Below are 14,748 nucleotides of genomic sequence, written 5' to 3'. Positions count from 1 at the left end.
GTGACCTCGTTCGAACCTCCCGGCACCCCGGCCGTCCGTCCACCGGGGCCGGCCGCCGCCGCGTACGACGCCCACGGCGGCGTGTACGACGCGGTCGTGCTCGCGGGCGGCAGCGCCCGGCGTCTCGGCGGCGCCGACAAGCCGGGGGTGCGCGTGGGCGGCCGGGCGCTGCTGGACCGGGTGCTCGCCGCCTGCGCCGACGCCCGCACCACCGTCGTGGTAGCCGCTCCCCGGCCCACCGCCCGGCCCGTGCGCTGGGCGCGCGAGGACCCGCCCGGCGGGGGTCCCCTGACCGCGCTCGACGCCGGACTGCGCCGGACCACGGCCGACGAGGTCCTCGTCCTCTCCGCCGACCTGCCCTTCCTCGCGGCCGGCACCGTACGGCGACTGCTGGCCGCCCTGCGCGCCGGCACCGCGCAGGGCGCGCTGCTCACCGACGCCGACGGCCGCGACCAGCCGCTCGTCGCCGTGTACCGGACCGCCGCCCTGCGCCGCGCACTGGCACCGCTCGGCGCCTCCCCCGGCGGCCTCACGGGGCTGCCCCTGCGCCGGCTGACCGCCGGACTCGACCTCACCCGCGTCCCCGACCCCGTCGCGTCCTTCGACTGCGACACCTGGGACGACATCGCCACCGCCCGGGCCCGCATCAGGGAGCATGACCACGTGTTGGACGAATGGATTTCCGCAGTCAAGGACGAGCTGGGCATCGACCTGGAGGTCGACACCGGTGTGCTCCTCGATCTCGCCCGGGACGCCGCCCACGGTGTCGCCCGGCCCGCCGCGCCGCTGACCACCTTCCTGGTCGGCTACGCGGCCGCCCAGGCCCAGGGCGGCCCCGAGGCCGTCGCCGAGGCCGCCCGTAAGGCCGCCGCCCTGGCGCTGCGCTGGGCGAAGGAGGCGCAGGAGGCGAACGCCGAGGGCTCCGCGGGCCCCGAGGGCTCCGCCGCCGCCCGGCCCGGCGACACGGGACCGGACGCCGGATGACCCGCCACGGCATGCGCGCGGGCCGGGGCACCCGGGCCCCCGATGCCCCGGCCTCCCCCGCCCAGGCCTCTGACACCGAGACCCGCGATACCGAGGGTTTCGACAGCGAGGGCTTCGACGTCGAGGAGGTGCTCGCCCTGGTGAACGACGGCAAGGGCCCCGCCCGCCCGGCGACCGGTGACTCCGGGCCCGGGCGTCGCGGCACACGGACCGAAGGCGCCTCCTCCACCCACGGTCCCGGCACTCGCGAGGCCGCGGCCCCTACGGCCGACCGTCACGGCGACCGGCACCACGCCACCGCCTGGCCCGAGGCCCGGGCGATCGCCGCCCGGGCCGCCCGGTCCCGCGCCGCGCGCCGCGCCCCCGTCTCCGTGACCCTCGGCGACGCCCTCGGGCTGGTCCTGGCCGGCCCGTTGACCGCCCTGACCGACCTGCCCTCCTTCGACACCTCCGCCATGGACGGCTGGGCCGTGGCGGGCCCCGGCCCCTGGCAGGTCCGGAAGGAGGGGGTGCTGGCGGGCAGCACCGCGCCCGAACCCCTCGCCGACGGCGAGGCCGTCCGGATCGCCACCGGTGCCCGGATCCCCCCGGACACCACGGCGGTCCTGCGCAGCGAGCACGGCCGCACCGACGCCCAGGGCCGGCTGCACCCGACCCGGGACATGAGCCACGGCCAGGACATCCGCCCCCGCGGGCAGGAGTGCCGGAGCGGCGATCAGCTGCTGGCCGCCGGCGCGGTGGTGACCCCGGCCGTCCTCGGCCTCGCCGCGGCCGCCGGATACGACACCCTGTCCGTCGTACCCCGACCCCGGGCCGAGGTGCTCGTGCTGGGCGACGAACTGCTCACCGAGGGCCGCCCGCACGACGGACTCATCCGGGACGCGCTCGGCCCGATGCTGCCGCCGTGGCTGCGGGCGCTGGGCGCCGAGGTCGTCGCCGTGCGGCGGATCGGCGACGACGAGAAGGCCCTGCACCGAGCCGTCACCAGGTCCTCCGCCGATCTGATCCTCACCACCGGCGGCACCGCCTCCGGCCCCGTCGACCATGTCCACCCCGTCCTGCGCCGCATCGGCGCCGAACTCCTCGTGGACGGCGTCCAGGTGCGCCCCGGGCACCCGATGCTGCTGGCCCGCACCAAGGACGAGCAGCATCTCGTCGGTCTGCCCGGCAACCCCCTCGCGGCCGTCTCCGGGCTCCTCACGCTCGCCGAGCCCCTGCTGCGCTCGCTGTCCGCCCGGCCCGCCCCGGAGCGGTACGCGCTGCCCGTGAGGGACGAGGTGCAGGGGCATCCCCAGGACACCCGGCTCGTCCCGGTGGTGCTGCGCGGTGATCATGTCGTCCCGCTGCACTACAACGGCCCGGCGATGCTCCGGGGCGTCGCGGCGGCCGACGCGCTGGCCGTCGTACCGCCCGGAGGAGCGCGGGCGGGTCAGCGGACGGAACTCCTCGACCTGCCGTGGGCGACAGCCGGGATCGCGGCCTGTTTCACGTGAAACAGCCCCGCGAACAGCCCCGCCTGTTTCACGTGAAACAAACCGCCTGTTTCACGTGAAACACCCGCATGGCGGACCACGTCACACCTGTTCGGCCGCCGGAACCGCCCGCCGGACCGTGATCACCCGGTCCCCCTCCTCGAGCCGGGTGAGCCGGGGGTCGGCGTAGTCGAGCAGCTGCCGGCCCCGTACGACGGCCACGACCAGGTCCGCGGAGCTGCGCGGCGACTGCCCTTCCTCGCCTTCGGTGACCGGGCGTTCGACGAGGGTCAGCCCGCTGCCGAGGGTCATCAGATCCTCCAGGGTCTTCGCCACGGTCGGGCTGATCATCGAGACGCCGAGCAGCCGCCCCGCGGACGAGGAGCTGGTGACCACGGTGTTCGCGCCGGACTGCCGGAGCAGCGGCACGTTCTCGTCCTCCCGGGCCGCCACCACGATCGTCGCGCGCCGGTTGAGCTGGCGGGCCGTCAGCGTGACCAGGGCCGCCGTGTCGTCCCGCTGCGGGGCGACGATCACCCGGGAGGCGTGCGGCACCTCCGCCCGCCGCAGCACCTCGCTACGGGTGGCGTCCCCGGTGACCGCCACCAGCCCGTCGTCGCCGGCCGCCTCGGCGGCCTTGCGCTGGGCGTCCACGACCACGATCCGCTCCTTGGCGATGCCCTGCCCGACGAGCGTCTGCACCGCGTGCCGGCCCTTCGTGCCGTATCCGACGACCACGACATGGTCCCGGGTCCGCATCCGCCAGCGGTGGATGCGGACCTGCTGCCGGGTGCGTTCGGTGAGCACCTCCAGGGTGGTGCCGACCAGGATGATCAGGAACAGCACGCGCAGCGGGGTGATGACGAGGATGTTGACCAGCCGGGCGGTGTCGCTCACCGGGGTGATGTCGCCGTAGCCGGTGGTGGAGAGGGTGACCGTGGCGTAGTACGCGGAGTCCAGGAAGTCCACGGACCCGTCGGAGTTGTCGTTGTAGCCCTCGTGGTCGGCGTAGACGATCAGGGTGGTCAGGGCCAGCACCAGCAGGCCCATGGCGAGGCGGCGCAGCACCTGCTGGAGCGGGGGCGCGCCGACGCTCACCGGCATCGTGATGGAGCGCCCCGCCTCGGCGTCGTCGCGGGCCTCGCGGCGGGAGCGGTACCAGAGGGACCGGACGAGAGAGAGCCGCACCGGTCCGGTGGGCTGTCGTTCCTGGTCCTTCATCGCGTGCCCCCTGTGGCCGTGATCCGATCGATGGGCACCATGGTTCCCGGCGGGTCCCCACCCGTCACGAAGCAACACGGTCCCAGGGCCCGTGTACGTCCCGCACCGGAGGTCCCCTTGCGCGACCACATTGTCGTCGTCGGCTTCGGCACGAAGGGGCGGTCCGCGATCCGGACGGCCTGTGCCTCGGGGCTGCGCAAGGACCAGGTCGTGGTGATCGACCCCAGCTCGAAGGCGATCGACGCGGCGACCGCCGAGGGCTACGAGGGGGTGGTCGGGGACGCCACCCGCAGTGATGTCCTGCGGCGGGCGGAGGTGCAGCGGGCCGGACGGATCGTCATCGCGACCCAGCGCGACGACACGGCCGTCCTGGTGGCGCTGACGGCCCGCCAGTTGAACCCGGCCGCCACGATCGTGGCCGCGGCGCGCGAGGAGGAGAACGCTCCGCTGCTGAAGCAGTCCGGCGCCGACGAGGTCATCACCAGCGCGGGGGCGGCCGGACGGCTGCTGGGGCTCAGCGTGCTCAGCCCGTCGGCGGGTCTGGTGATGGAGGACCTGATACAGCAGGGCAGCGGGCTGGACCTCGTCGAGCGGACCGTGACGAAGGCGGAGGCGGGCCGCGGTCCGCGGGAGACGGACGACCTCGTGGTCAGCGTCGTCCGCGGCCACCGGGTCCTCGCCTACGACGATCCCGCCGTCGGCGTCCTGGAGCTGACGGACCGGCTGATCACGATCGTGCGCGTCGACTGAGCGGGCGCGCGGCGCCGGGTAGCGTCCCCTTCATGCATGCGATCACGATTCCCGAACCTGGTGGTCCCGAGGCGCTGGTGTGGGACGAGGTCCCCGATCCCGTGCCCGCCGAGGGCGAGGTCCTGGTCGAGGTGGTGGCCGGCGCCGTCAACCGCGCCGACATCCTGCAACGACAGGGCTTCTACGACCCGCCGCCCGGCGCCTCCCGCTACCCCGGCCTGGAGTGCTCCGGCCGGATCGCCGCACTCGGCCCCTCAGTCTCCGGCTGGTCCGTCGGCGACGAGGTGTGCGCGCTGCTCTCGGGCGGCGGATACGCCGAGAAGGTCGCCGTCCCGGCCGGGCAGCTGCTGCCCGTGCCCGAGGGCCTCGACCTCCGGCAGGCCGCCGCGCTCCCCGAGGTGACCTGCACGGTCTGGTCGAACGTGTTCATGGTCGCCCAGCTGCGCCCCGGCGAGACGCTGCTCGTGCACGGCGGCTCCAGCGGCATCGGCACCATGGCGATCCAGCTGGCCAAGGCCCTCGGCGCCAAGGTCGCGGTGACCGCCGGCACCAAGGAGAAGCTGGAGCGCTGCGCGGAGCTGGGGGCGGACATCCTCATCGACTACCGCGAACAGGACTTCGTCGCCGAGCTGAAGGCGGCCACCGGCGGCGCGGGCGCCGACGTGATCCTCGACAACATGGGGGCGAAGTATCTGGACCGCAATGTCCAGAGCCTCGCCGTCAACGGCCGGCTCGCGATCATCGGCATGCAGGGCGGCATCAAGGCCGAACTGAACATCGCGGCGCTGCTGAGCAAGCGCGCCGCGATCAGCGCGACCTCGCTGCGGGCCCGTCCGCTCGCGGAGAAGACGGCCATCGTCGCCGCCGTGCGGGAACACGTGTGGCCCCTCCTCGCGGAGGGCCGTGTCCGTCCCGTCGTCGACCGGGAGATCCCGATGAGCGACGCGGCCGCGGCCCACCGGGTCGTCGAGGAGAGCGGCCACGTGGGCAAGGTGCTGCTGGTCGTGCCGTAGGGCGTGCTCAGGACCGCCGCAGGCGGAACGCGGCGAGGCCGAGGCCCAGCCCGAGCCCGATGAGGACCAGTCCGCTGCCCAGCGGCAGGATCCGCAGCATGGGGCCGTCGGCCCGCTCCCCCGCCGCGGCGGCCGGACCGGCCCCGTCCTGCGGCGCGGAGGCCTCCGGCGCCACGGCGGCCGCCGGGGGCGACTCGGCTCCGGCGTCGGCGTCCGGGTCGCCTTCGCTCCGGTCCTGCGGGTCGCCGGCGCCCTCGGAGTCGCCCGAGCCGGTGTCGCCGGAATGCTTGGTGGCCCCGGTGCCGTCCGTCCCGTCCTCGCCGTCACCGGCCTCCTGGCCCGTGCCGTCCTCGTCCTGTGCCGCGCCCCTGTCCTCGTCCGGCCGCCCGGGCCGCGCCCGCCCCTCACCGGCCCGGCTCCCCGCCCGGTCGGGTTCGGGTGAGGAGGTGGAGGAGGAGGTGGCGGAGGGGGAGGCGGCCGCCGCCGGGTCCCGGTGATGCGCCGGGCCCCTGTCGTCCGTAGCACCCTCGCCGTCCGCCCCACCGCGCCGACCGCGCGTCGCGCCGTCACCGTCGTACGTCGAGACGCTCCCGTACGTCGAGACGCTCCCGTACGTCGAGACGGCCCCGTACGTCGAGACGGCCCCGTACGGCAGCACCAGCACCCCCACCGCGCACAACCCTCGCCGCAATCGAGTCACGCCCCCCAGATTCACACTCCCGCCAAAGTGCCGCATATCGGACTCCACCGAACGCGTGTCGCGTGAAAACGGTGGATCTTCCTTCATGGGGGGCACCACGGTGATGAGGTGGGGGGGTGCGAGAGAATGGCGGCATGGAGATGCCGAGGAACGAAAGGTCGCCGGAGACCGCCCAGAAGATCCTGGTCGTGGGCCAGGACGGAATGGCACTCGGTGGCGTCGACGCCGACGAGGACTCCCGTGAGATCCCGGTGACGGAGCAGGTCGAGCAGCCGGCGAAGGTCATGCGGATCGGCAGCATGATCAAGCAGTTGCTGGAGGAGGTGCGCGCGGCTCCCCTGGACGAGGCGAGCCGGGCCCGGCTCAAGGAGATCCACTCCAGTTCGGTGAAGGAACTGGAGGACGGTCTGGCGCCGGAGCTCGTCGAGGAGCTGGAGCGGCTGTCCCTGCCGTTCAACGAGGACTCCACCCCCAGCGACGCGGAACTGCGGATCGCGCAGGCCCAGCTGGTGGGCTGGCTGGAGGGGCTCTTCCACGGCATCCAGACCACGCTGTTCGCCCAGCAGATGGCCGCGCGGGCGCAGTTGGAGCAGATGCGCCGGGCGCTGCCGCCGGGAGTGGGCGGTCACGAGGGGGGCGACGACCCCCGCGCGGGCGGCCGCACGGGCGGGCCGTACCTCTAGGCACAGCCCTTTTCACAGTCCTAGACGATCACAGGGCCCGGCGTCGACGCCGGGCCCTCTCATCTTCGCCGGGCCGGTCAGGACGCCGGATTGCCCGTCGACACGCTCAGCTCGATCTCCGGCACGTCCGAGGGGTCGACGTCCGTCCCGGCGGACGGGAACTGGTCCATCACCGCGCCGTCGCCGTAGGTGTTCTCGTCCACGTACTTGATCTTCATCTTCCAGCCGGCGGCCTGGAAGCAGGCCTTGACCGACTGGATGTACTTGAACTTGAAGTTCGGCACCCTGACCTTGTCGGGGTCGTTGTACGACTCCTCCGGCTCGGAGCACTCGGTCGATTCGATCGTCTTGGCGGTGTCGGGGCCGCGGTAACCGGCCGCCTTCGTCGCCGAGGGGGAGGCGCTGGAGCCGCCGCTGCCGCGGTCGTCCTCGCCGTTGACGGTGAGGCTCATCAGGAACGCGCCCACCACGACCACCGCGACCAGCACCGAACCGATCACCACCGGCTTGTTGCCCTTGCCGCCGCCCGCCGGCACCGGGCCCGGAGGCTGCGGCGCGGGGTGGTACGCCGGGGGCGTGGGCGGCCCCTGCTGGTGGCCGTAGGCCGGGGCGGGCGTCTGGTAGCCGGGCTGCTGCGGGTAGCCGTAGGCGGCGTTCGGCGGGGTCGGGGCGCCGTACGGATGGGGAGTCGGCGCCGGCTGGTACGGCGTCTGCACGCTGCCCGGCGGCGGCTGCGGCGTGTTCTGGCCGACCGGCGGGAACACCGCGGAGCCCACGCCCGATCCGCTCTGCGCCGGGGTGCCCGGGACGATGCGCGGCGCTGCCGGCTGGAGGGAGGCGGCGACCCGCAGGCACTCGTCGCGCATGGCGACCGCGCTCGGGAAGCGGTCGTTCGGGTTCTTCTTCAGCGCGCGGGCGACCAGCGCGTCCACGGCCGGCGGCAGCGCCCGGTTGATCGAGGAGGGCGCCACCGGCTCCTCCTGCACATGCGCGTAGGCGATCGCCAGCGGCGAGTCCGCGTCGAACGGCAGCCGCCCGGTGACCAGTTGGAACAGCATGATGCCGACCGAGTACAGGTCCGAGCGGGCGTCCACGCCCCGGCCCAGGGCCTGTTCGGGCGAGAGGTACTGCGGGGTGCCGACGACCATGCCGGTCTGCGTCATCGACGTCACCCCGGACTGCATCGCGCGCGCGATGCCGAAGTCCATCACCTTGACGACGCCGCGCTTGGTCATCATCACGTTGCCCGGCTTGATGTCGCGGTGGACCAGCCCCATCTCGTGGCTGATCTCCAGCGCCGCCAGCACGTCCGCGGTGATCTTCAGCGCCTTGTCGGCGGGCATCGCGCCCTGCTGCCGTACGTCCTCGTCGAGCACGGAGCCGAGCGGGCGGCCCTCGACGTACTCCATGACGATGTACGGCGTCGTCAGGCCGCCCATCTCGTCCTCGCCGGTGTCGAACACCGAGACGATGTTGGTGTGCGTGAGCTTGGCCACTGCCTGCGCCTCGCGCCGGAAGCGCTCGCGGAAGGCCTGTTCACGGCCGAGTTCGGTGTGCAGCGTCTTGACCGCGACCTGGCGGTCGAGGACCGAGTCGTAGGCGAGGTGCACCGAGGCCATGCCGCCCTGGCCGAGCAGATCGCGCAGCTGATACCGGCCATTGGCCAGCGCCCGCCCCGCGTGCGCGCCCTGGGCGCCGTCCTGGCTCATGTTCCGCGTCCCCCGTAGGCCCTCGAGGCGCCGTCGTCGCCGCCGGGCGTCTCTCTGCCGTTGACTGCCGTTGATCGAAAGTGCTATTCCCGGCCAAGTCTGCCGCAGGCCACTGACACGTCAAGCTCGGTGCCCGTTCCGTGACCCTACGAGAAAGAAGCGTCGCGGAAGCGTTACAGGTGCCTTGCGGCCGGTACACAGGATTTGCACGCCGGCCGGTGGTACGGGTTTGATGACCGATCCGTCTCGGACCGGCGGCGGAGCCCGGCAGGGGCTCATCCAGGACCGGAGGCCGGCGCGAAGGCTGTAGCGTGGCCGACGGAGACCGTGACAACACCGCGCGCACCGCGGGCAGAAACGACGGCGAGGACTGATGGCACAGCAGCAGCCCCAGGGCCCGTCCGACCCCGAGGCGACTGGCGGCGGAATGTCAGACGCGCCGGAGAACTGGGGCAACGGCGGGCTGGTCGGCGACGGCCGGTACCGGCTGACCCGCAGACTCGGTCGGGGCGGTATGGCCGAGGTGTTCGCGGCCGAGGACGTACGACTCGGCCGTACCGTCGCGGTCAAACTCCTGCGCGCCGACCTGGCCGAGGACCCCACCTCCAAGGCCCGCTTCACGCGCGAGGCCCAGTCGGTGGCCGGCCTCAACCACCATGCGATCGTCGCCGTGTACGACTCCGGCGAGGACTTCGTGGGCGGCCAGAGCGTGCCGTACATCGTCATGGAGATCGTCGAGGGGCGCACCATCCGCGACCTCCTCCTCAACGCCGAGGCGCCGGGGCCGGAGCAGGCCCTGATCATCGTCTCCGGTGTGCTGGAGGCACTCGCCTACTCCCACCAGCACGGCATCGTGCACCGCGACATCAAGCCCGCGAACGTGATCATCACGCACAACGGCGCCGTCAAGGTGATGGACTTCGGCATCGCGCGCGCCCTGCACGGCGCGTCCACGACGATGACGCAGACCGGCATGGTCATGGGCACCCCGCAGTACCTCTCCCCGGAGCAGGCGCTCGGCAAGGCCGTCGACTACCGCTCCGACCTGTACGCGACGGGCTGCCTCCTCTACGAACTGCTCGCGCTGCGCCCGCCGTTCATCGGCGAGACCCCGCTGTCGGTGGTCTACCAGCACGTGCAGGACATCCCGGTGCCGCCGTCGCAGACCTCCGAGGGCGCGTGCCCGCCGGAGCTCGACGGGCTGGTCATGCGGTCCCTCGCCAAGGAGCCCGACGACCGGTTCCAGACGGCCGAGGAGATGCGCGGACTCGTCCAGTACGCGCTCCAGATGCTGTACGACCAGGGCGGCCACACCGGCACCTGGAACACCGGCCCGGTCGCCCTGCACGACGGCCGGGGCCCCGCGGTGGGCCCCTACGCGAGCACCACGATGATGCCGCAGCACGACGGCGGCATGACCTCGCAGATCCCGCAGCCGATCCTGCCCACCGGCTACGGCAACGGCGACGACGGCGGCTTCGAGGGGCACGGGAACAGGGGCAGCGGCCGCGGCAAGCTGTGGATCCTGGCCGTCCTCGCGGTGATCGCCATCGCGGGCGGTGTGGCGCTCGCGATGAACACCGACGGCAAGGGCGGTGGCGACGCCGGCACCAGCCCGTCACCGAGCGCCACCCAGTCGCAGACCTCCAAGCCCAGCGAGTCGCCGAGCGACGAGCAGACCGAGGATCCCTCGGACGACTCCGACGACGACAGCAGCGGCTCGGGCTCCGGTTCCTACGACACTCCGCAGTACACGCCCTCGAAGACCCCGTCGTACTCGCCCTCCGCGTCGGCCACCAGTGAGCCGACCGACACGGAGACGGACCCGGGGACCTCCGAGGAGCCGAGCAACCCGGCGACGAGCGACCCGGGGACGGACGGCGGCACCGACGGCACGACCGACGGCTCCGGGAACGGCGGCTCCGACCAGGGCGGCACCACCCTCGGCTCCGGCCTCGGAGGCAACTGACCGGTCCGGCCTTTTTTCAGCCACGCGCGCGTGACGCCCTTTCCCGGCGGCACGCGCGCGTGCTGCATTCGGGGGACTCTTCCCGTGACCTGGGTCACCGGGATAACGTGCCCTTGTTCCGGCCCCCTGCAAGGCTGTGACCAGGAAGAGTTCCCGATTTTGCGAATTTACTTGGAAATCCAAGCAAAAACGCAGGTCAGGAGGGGTTTCACAGAAATGTGGACTACTGGGTAACGTGCCTTGTGCAGGGCGCTCGCCGGGGCACCTGTCACATCTGTGCCCGTTTTGCCGCACCCACCCTGTGCGGATGCGAAGGCGCGGATGAGCCGCACTGGCACCCGGCGAACCCGGGTAGCCGGACCGACGGAGGAGCACACGTGACCGTGGAGAGCACTGCCGCGCGCAAACCGCGACGCAGCGCCGGAACCAAGAGCACGGCCGGCAAGCGCACGACCGCAAGGAACGCGCCAGGCACCGACCCCGAGCTCGTCCAACTGCTGACGCCCGAGGGCAAGCGCGTCAAGAACGCCGCGTACGACAAGTACGTCGCCGGCGTCACCCCCGAAGAGCTCCGCGGCCTGTACCGCGACATGGTGCTCACCCGCCGCTTCGACGCCGAGGCCACCTCCCTACAGCGCCAGGGCGAGCTGGGCCTGTGGGCCTCGCTGCTCGGCCAGGAGGCCGCCCAGATCGGCTCCGGCCGGGCGCTCCGCGACGACGACTACGTCTTCCCGACCTACCGCGAGCACGGCGTCGCCTGGTGCCGCGGGGTCGACCCGACCAACCTGCTCGGCATGTTCCGCGGGGTGAACAACGGCGGCTGGGACCCCAACGGCAACAACTTCCACCTCTACACGATCGTCATCGGCTCCCAGACGCTGCACGCGACCGGGTACGCGATGGGCGTCGCCAAGGACGGCGCGGACAGCGCGGTGCTCGCCTACTTCGGCGACGGCGCCTCCAGCCAGGGCGACGTGGCCGAGTCCTTCAACTTCTCCGCCGTCTACAACGCGCCGGTGGTGTTCTTCTGCCAGAACAACCAGTGGGCGATCTCCGAGCCGACCGAGAAGCAGACCCGCGTCCCGCTCTACCAGCGCGCCCAGGGCTTCGGCTTCCCCGGCGTCCGCGTCGACGGCAACGACGTGCTGGCCTGCCTCGCGGTCACCCGCTGGGCCCTGGAACGGGCCCGCAACGGCGAGGGCCCCACCCTCGTCGAGGCGTACACCTACCGCATGGGCGCCCACACCACCTCCGACGACCCGACCCGCTACCGCGGGGACGAGGAGCGTCTCGCCTGGGAGGCGAAGGACCCGATCCTGCGCCTGCGCCGCCACCTGGAGACCTCAAACCACACGGACGAGGGATTCTTCGCGGAACTCGAGGCCGAGAGCGAGGCGTTGGGCAGGCGAGTGCGCGAAGCGGTCCGTGCCATGCCGGACCCGGACCACTTCGCCATCTTCGAGAACGTGTACGCGGACGGGCACGCGCTCGTCGACGAGGAGCGGGCCCAGTTCGCCGCCTACCAGGCGTCGTTCGCGGACGAGGGGGGTAACTGAGATGGCTGAGACTGCGACATCCAAGAACATGGCCCTGGCCAAGGCGATCAACGAATCGCTGCGGCGCGCCCTGGAGACCGACCCGAAGGTCCTCGTCATGGGCGAGGACGTCGGCAAGCTCGGCGGTGTCTTCCGGGTGACGGACGGCCTGCAGAAGGACTTCGGCGAGAGCCGGGTCATCGACACCCCGCTCGCCGAGTCCGGCATCGTCGGCACGGCCATCGGCCTCGCCCTGCGCGGCTACCGCCCCGTGGTCGAGATCCAGTTCGACGGCTTCGTCTTCCCCGCCTACGACCAGATCGTCACCCAGCTCGCCAAGATGCACGCCCGCTCGCTGGGCAAGGTCAAGATGCCGGTCGTGATCCGCATCCCCTACGGCGGCGGCATCGGCGCGGTCGAGCACCACTCGGAGTCCCCGGAGGCGCTGTTCGCGCACGTCGCCGGATTGAAGGTGGTCTCCCCCTCCAACGCCTCCGACGCCTACTGGATGATGCAGCAGGCCATCCAGAGCGACGACCCGGTGATCTTCTTCGAGCCCAAGCGGCGCTACTGGGACAAGGGCGAGGTCAACACCGAGGCCATCCCCGGCCCGCTGCACAAGGCTCAGGTGGCCCGTGAGGGCACCGATCTGACCCTGGCCGCCTACGGCCCGATGGTGAAGCTCTGCCTGGAGGCGGCGAACGCCGCCGCCGAGGAGGGCAAGAGCCTCGAGGTCCTCGACCTGCGCTCGGTCTCCCCGCTCGACTTCGACTCCCTCCAGGCCTCCGTCGAGAAGACCCGCCGCCTGGTCGTGGTGCACGAGGCCCCGGTGTTCTTCGGCTCCGGCGCGGAGATCGCCGCCCGGATCACCGAGCGCTGCTTCTACCACCTGGAGGCCCCGGTGCTCAGGGTCGGCGGCTACCACGCCCCGTACCCGCCGGCCCGCCTGGAGGAGGAGTACCTGCCGGGCCTGGACCGGGTGCTCGACGCCGTCGACCGTGCCCTGGCGTACTGAGGAGAGGGTCGTGACGACGATGACGGAAGCGTCCGTACGCGAGTTCAAGATGCCGGACGTGGGCGAGGGCCTCACCGAGGCCGAGATCCTCAAGTGGTACGTCCAGCCCGGTGACACGGTCACCGACGGCCAGGTGGTGTGCGAGGTCGAGACGGCCAAGGCCGCCGTCGAACTGCCCATTCCCTACGACGGTGTGGTCCGCGCGCTCCACTTCCCCGAGGGCACCACCGTCGACGTGGGCATGTCGATCATCGCGGTGGACGTGGCGGGCGGCGCCGCCCCCGCCGAGGCACCCGCACCGGCAGCGGAAGCGGCCCGGACGGCCGCAGCCCCCGCGGCCCCGGCCGCCCCCGCGGCCCCAGCCCCCGAGGAGAAGAAGCCTGCGGGCTCCGGCCGCCAGCCGGTGCTCGTCGGGTACGGCGTGGCCGCCTCCTCCACCAGGCGCCGCCCCCGCAAGACCGCCGCGGTCCCGGCCCCGGCCCGGGAGCCCGCCGCGGCGGCCGTGCAGTCCGAGCTGAACGGCCACCGCGGAGCCCCGGTGGCACAGGAGCGCCCGCTGGCCAAGCCGCCGGTGCGCAAGCTCGCCAAGGACCTGGGCGTGGACCTCACCTCCGTGGTCCCGACCGGCCCGGACGGCATCATCACGCGGGAGGACGTGCACGCGGCGGCGGCTCCGCAGACCACGGCTCCGGCAGCCCCGGCCCAGGTTCCCGCGCCGGCCGCCGTTCAGGCCCCGGCGCCGGTCACCCCGCCCGTCCCGGCGCCCGTCGTGTCGTACGACTCGATCCGTGAGACCCGTATCCCGGTCAAGGGTGTCCGCAAGGCGACCGCGGCGGCGATGGTCGGCTCGGCGTTCACCGCGCCGCACGTCACCGAGTTCATCACCGTCGACGTCACGCGCACGCTGAAGCTCGTCGAGGAGCTCAAGCAGGACAAGGAGATGGAGGGGCTGCGGGTCAACCCGCTGCTGCTGATCGCCAAGGCCCTGCTGGTCGCGATCCGGCGTCACCCGGAGATCAACGCCTCCTGGGACGAGGCGGCGCAGGAGATCGTGGTCAAGCACTACGTCAACCTGGGCATCGCGGCGGCCACCCCGCGGGGGCTGCTCGTCCCGAACATCAAGGACGCGCACGCCCAGACGCTGCCGCAGCTCGCCCAGTCCCTGAGCGAGCTGGTCTCCACCGCGCGTGAGGGCCGGACGTCCCCGGCCGCCATGCAGGGCGGCACCGTGACGATCACCAATGTCGGCGTCTTCGGCGTCGACACCGGCACCCCGATCCTCAACCCCGGTGAGTCGGCGATCCTCGCGGTCGGCGCGATCAGGCTCCAGCCGTGGGTCCACAAGGGCAAGGTGAAGCCCCGCCAGGTGACCACCCTGGCCCTCTCCTTCGACCACCGTCTGGTCGACGGCGAGCTGGGCTCCAAGGTGCTGGCCGACGTGGCGGCGATCCTGGAGGAGCCGAAGCGGCTGATTACCTGGGCCTGAGCCGGAACCGGAACCGGAACCAGATCCGGAACCGGAGCCTGAGCCGGAACCGGTGCCGCCGCCGGCCCCGGACCCGGTGTCCGGCCCCGGTCCGGTGTCTCAGTCCGGCCCGGTGTCCGCCCCGGCCCCGGTGCCTGAGTCCGGCCCGGTCCGGTGTCCGGCCCGGTCCGGTGTCCGGCCCCGGTCCGGTGTCCGGCCCCGGTCCGGTGTC

At 72.7% G+C, this 14,748-nt stretch carries 11 protein-coding genes and 1 pseudogene; 9 read left to right on the top strand and 3 right to left on the bottom strand.

Annotated elements, in window-relative coordinates:
- On the top strand, positions 1–984 hold the full coding sequence (locus AQJ58_RS28425; protein ID WP_079079295.1) for an NTP transferase domain-containing protein: 984 nt from the start codon (positions 1–3) through the stop codon (positions 982–984).
- The gene (locus tag AQJ58_RS28420; RefSeq protein WP_234360325.1) at positions 981–2,477 is read left to right on the top strand and encodes a molybdopterin molybdotransferase MoeA; all 1,497 of its coding nucleotides are present in this window, start codon (positions 981–983) and stop codon (positions 2,475–2,477) included. Before AQJ58_RS28425 ends, AQJ58_RS28420 begins: the two co-directional genes overlap by 4 nt.
- 81 nt (positions 2,478–2,558) lie before the next feature.
- On the opposite strand, the gene AQJ58_RS28415 is transcribed toward AQJ58_RS28420, so the two are convergent.
- The gene (locus AQJ58_RS28415; protein WP_067255325.1) at positions 2,559–3,677 is read right to left on the bottom strand and encodes a potassium channel family protein; all 1,119 of its coding nucleotides are present in this window, start codon (positions 3,675–3,677) and stop codon (positions 2,559–2,561) included.
- 117 nt (positions 3,678–3,794) lie between these two features.
- On the opposite strand from AQJ58_RS28415, the pseudogene AQJ58_RS28410 reads away from it, so the two are divergent.
- Both AQJ58_RS28410 and AQJ58_RS28405 read left to right on the top strand, forming a co-directional pair.
- A pseudogene (locus AQJ58_RS28410) lies at positions 3,795–4,427 on the top strand (potassium channel family protein); the annotation flags it as partial.
- Between the two features lie 32 nt (positions 4,428–4,459).
- On the top strand, positions 4,460–5,440 hold the full coding sequence (locus tag AQJ58_RS28405; protein WP_067255323.1) for an NAD(P)H-quinone oxidoreductase: 981 nt from the start codon (positions 4,460–4,462) through the stop codon (positions 5,438–5,440).
- Positions 5,441–5,447: 7 nt separating this feature from the next.
- On the opposite strand, the gene AQJ58_RS28400 is transcribed toward AQJ58_RS28405, so the two are convergent.
- Positions 5,448–6,140: a hypothetical protein gene (locus tag AQJ58_RS28400; protein WP_159056350.1), complete on the bottom strand. Its 693-nt coding sequence runs from the start codon at positions 6,138–6,140 to the stop codon at positions 5,448–5,450.
- Between the two features lie 134 nt (positions 6,141–6,274).
- Here AQJ58_RS28400 and AQJ58_RS28395 point away from each other — a divergent pair, with 134 nt between their 5' ends.
- Positions 6,275–6,823 (top strand): bacterial proteasome activator family protein, encoded by a 549-nt coding sequence (locus AQJ58_RS28395; protein WP_067255319.1) that lies wholly within the window; start codon positions 6,275–6,277, stop codon positions 6,821–6,823.
- Between the two features lie 77 nt (positions 6,824–6,900).
- On the opposite strand, the gene AQJ58_RS28390 is transcribed toward AQJ58_RS28395, so the two are convergent.
- Complete coding sequence (locus AQJ58_RS28390; RefSeq protein WP_067255317.1) at positions 6,901–8,532, bottom strand: Stk1 family PASTA domain-containing Ser/Thr kinase; 1,632 nt, start codon at positions 8,530–8,532, stop codon at positions 6,901–6,903.
- Between the two features lie 373 nt (positions 8,533–8,905).
- On the opposite strand from AQJ58_RS28390, the gene AQJ58_RS28385 reads away from it, so the two are divergent.
- From AQJ58_RS28385 to AQJ58_RS28370, 4 genes are all read left to right on the top strand, one after another.
- Entirely contained in the window at positions 8,906–10,501 is a 1,596-nt protein-coding gene (locus AQJ58_RS28385; RefSeq protein WP_067255316.1) for a protein kinase domain-containing protein, read from the top strand.
- 377 nt (positions 10,502–10,878) lie between these two features.
- Positions 10,879–12,057, top strand: a complete 1,179-nt coding sequence (gene pdhA / locus AQJ58_RS28380; RefSeq protein WP_067255314.1) for a pyruvate dehydrogenase (acetyl-transferring) E1 component subunit alpha — start codon at positions 10,879–10,881, stop codon at positions 12,055–12,057.
- A 1-nt stretch (position 12,058) separates the two neighbouring features.
- On the top strand, positions 12,059–13,051 hold the full coding sequence (locus AQJ58_RS28375) for an alpha-ketoacid dehydrogenase subunit beta (protein ID WP_067255312.1): 993 nt from the start codon (positions 12,059–12,061) through the stop codon (positions 13,049–13,051).
- Between the two features lie 10 nt (positions 13,052–13,061).
- Positions 13,062–14,537: a dihydrolipoamide acetyltransferase family protein gene (locus AQJ58_RS28370; RefSeq protein ID WP_067255311.1), complete on the top strand. Its 1,476-nt coding sequence runs from the start codon at positions 13,062–13,064 to the stop codon at positions 14,535–14,537.
- Positions 14,538–14,748 lie beyond the last annotated feature (211 nt).

This window comes from Streptomyces sp. DSM 15324 (assembly GCF_001514285.1).
Lineage (GTDB): Bacteria > Actinomycetota > Actinomycetes > Streptomycetales > Streptomycetaceae > Streptomyces.
Note: the sequence above shows the minus strand (reverse complement) of the source record. Positions and strands in the feature narration are given on the sequence as shown.